Raw genomic sequence first — 2,668 nt, forward strand, 5'->3', positions numbered from 1 at the left:
TTAAGTTACTCGTCATAACTTATTATACCATGATTGACGGACTCTTCGGAGTCCGTTTTCTGTTTTCAGACACAAAAAGAGAGCGATGCTCCATAGATGATTACTCATCTATTTTGCAACGCCCCCTCCAAAAGGATTTTTCACGCACTTTAAAAGTGTTATTCATAAAATCAGATATAATACATATCCTGACCGTAATCCGTGTATTCCTGTGCTTCTTTTTCCAGGTCATGCAGTGTAATAGAATTGAGAATTTCCTCTGTCTTTTGATTCACAGTATCAATCAAAAGATTCTGGATTGCCTGAATATTAGCCCTGCAGCCACCTTCTTCCGGCAACGCTTCATCTTCGAGACGATAATTTCCCTCCAGCGCTTCAATTACGGAAGCCACCGATATCTCACTGGCAGGACGACTCAAAAAATAGCCGCCCTGTGATCCCTTGATGCTTTTTACAATTCCAGCCTTTCTAAGACCGGCAAATACCTGTTCCAGATATTGCGGAGATATCTGATTACGCTCTGCAATGCTGTTAAGTGCTACCTGCTCATGCTTGGAATTCACGGACAGATCAATGAGTGCCCGCAGACCATATCTGCTCTTTTTTGATAATTTCATATAATATCTCCAAGCTCCTGTTCCTGATTATTCTGTAAACAATGGGGTTGAATAATATCTGTCTCCGGAATCTGGAAGTAACGCCACAATCGTCTTTCCTTTATTCTCCGGACGTTTCGCAAGTGCAATTGCTCCGGCAAGTGCTGCTCCAGAGGAAATACCTACCAGCACACCTTCCTTTTTTGCAAGTAGCTTTGCTGTCTGGAAAGCTTCTTCTGCCTCTGCTTTATATATCTCATCATACACGCCTGTATTGAGAACATCCGGTACAAAACCTGCTCCGATTCCCTGAATCTTATGCGGACCTGCCTGACCTTCAGAAAGTACCGGAGACGCAGATGGTTCCAAAGCCACGATCTGAACTTCCGGCTTCTTAGATTTCAGATACTCACCGATACCTGTCAATGTTCCGCCCGTTCCGACGCCTGCTATGAACACATCCACCGCTCCGTCTGTATCATTCCAAATCTCCGGTCCTGTTGTACTTCTATGTGCTTCCGGATTCGCAGGATTTACAAATTGACCCGGAATGAAGCTGTCCGGAATCTCCTTTGCAAGTTCCTCTGCTTTCGCAATAGCTCCCTTCATTCCTTTTGCGCCTTCTGTAAGGACAATCTCTGCACCATATGCTTTCAGGATATTTCTTCGCTCAACACTCATCGTCTCCGGCATAGTAAGGATGATTCTATATCCCTTTGCTGCCGCTATGGACGCAAGACCGATTCCTGTATTTCCGGATGTTGGTTCAATGATAACAGAACCTTCTTTTAATACTCCCTTGGCTTCTGCATCTTCAATCATGGCTTTTGCAATTCTGTCTTTCACACTTCCTGCCGGATTGAAGTATTCAAGCTTTACCAGAACTCTCGCTTCCAGTCCAAGCTCTTTTTCTATATTCTTAACTTCAACAAGCGGCGTATTACCGATCAATTCCAGGGCTCCTTTATAAATCTTTGACATTATATTCTCCTACCTTTCCTATCTTTTCAGTATGCTTTTTTCTTGTTGAAGTTAATATATCACTCAATATCCTATTTGTCAACTATGTTTTGTTCATTTTAACAAATCATATTCAGAAAGTATTGGTGAACACGAAGATCATCATCCAGTTCCGGGTGGAATGCCGTCACCAATTGATTTCCCTGCCTTGCAGCTACAATTCTTCCATCCACTTCTGCCAGCACTTCAGCCTGACCTTCTGCATCTGCAATGTAAGGTGCCCGGATAAATGTCATCGGCACAGTACCGATTCCTTTCATTCCAGATCCTTTTTCTGTCGAATCTCAAAATGATCCACTCCCAGTCTGTCCAGCATCAGCTCTTTTACTTTTTTAGCTCTATTTTCCATAATAAAACACGAAAAAAGGATTGTTGCAAAATAACAGAAACATATTTTGCGACAATCCCCGTTCTCCTCTATCTATACATCCTGTTGCCCCCGGCAGATTAGATTTCCTCATATCCCGGCATCGCCCGATGCTGCTTTATCAGATCTTCCAGAGTCACACTGTCAACATATTCATTAATCACATTCCACAATCCTTCCCAGAAAGTAATCGTTGCACACTGATCTTTTCTCTCACATCGATTGGGCTGATCGTCCAGACATGCAATCGGAGCCAGACTTCCCTCTGTGGTACGGATAATATCACCTGCCGTATATTCACCGGCCGGCTTTGCCAACATATATCCTCCGTTATTCCCCCGGTAGCTTCGAACATAGCCAGCCTTCGTAAGAAGTGGCATGATCTGTTCCATATACTTTAACGTAATTCCCTGCCTTGCAGATATATCTTTCAGACGGATATATTCTCCATTTTCGTGCTCTGCAAGATCAATCATAATTCGCAGGGCATACCGACCTTTTGTTGATACTTTCATAAATTGTCACCTCACACCAACATTCTTTCCAAAATTACTTGAATTAACTACATTTAGTTGTAATTTTATCACATTTTTCCTCAATATCCAAGCATTCCCATCAGATTTATTCTGTTCGGAATATGTATACAAAAAAATTTATATTTATGCTTTTCTATCCTCTCGTTATC

The 2,668-nt window shown here is 42.2% G+C and carries 4 protein-coding genes; all 4 read right to left on the reverse strand.

The annotated features are described in order from the left end of the window. Nucleotides 1-170: 170 nt before the first annotated feature. Nucleotides 171-617 (reverse strand): RrF2 family transcriptional regulator, encoded by a 447-nt coding sequence (locus tag JQM82_RS14965; protein WP_235251203.1) that lies wholly within the window; start codon nucleotides 615-617, stop codon nucleotides 171-173. A 27-nt stretch (nucleotides 618-644) separates the two neighbouring features. Further along, nucleotides 645-1,577, reverse strand: a complete 933-nt coding sequence (gene cysK, locus JQM82_RS14970) for a cysteine synthase A (RefSeq protein WP_235251204.1) — start codon at nucleotides 1,575-1,577, stop codon at nucleotides 645-647. A gap of 98 nt (nucleotides 1,578-1,675) precedes the next feature. Beyond that, nucleotides 1,676-1,876, reverse strand: coding sequence for a hypothetical protein (locus JQM82_RS14975; protein ID WP_331472928.1), 201 nt, complete (start codon nucleotides 1,874-1,876; stop codon nucleotides 1,676-1,678). 187 nt (nucleotides 1,877-2,063) lie between these two features. Further along, nucleotides 2,064-2,498, reverse strand: coding sequence for an RrF2 family transcriptional regulator (locus JQM82_RS14980; protein WP_235251205.1), 435 nt, complete (start codon nucleotides 2,496-2,498; stop codon nucleotides 2,064-2,066). Between the last annotated feature and the right edge of the window lie 170 nt (nucleotides 2,499-2,668).

This window comes from Faecalicatena contorta (genome assembly GCF_021531995.1).
Lineage (GTDB): Bacteria > Bacillota > Clostridia > Lachnospirales > Lachnospiraceae > Dorea_A > Dorea_A contorta_A.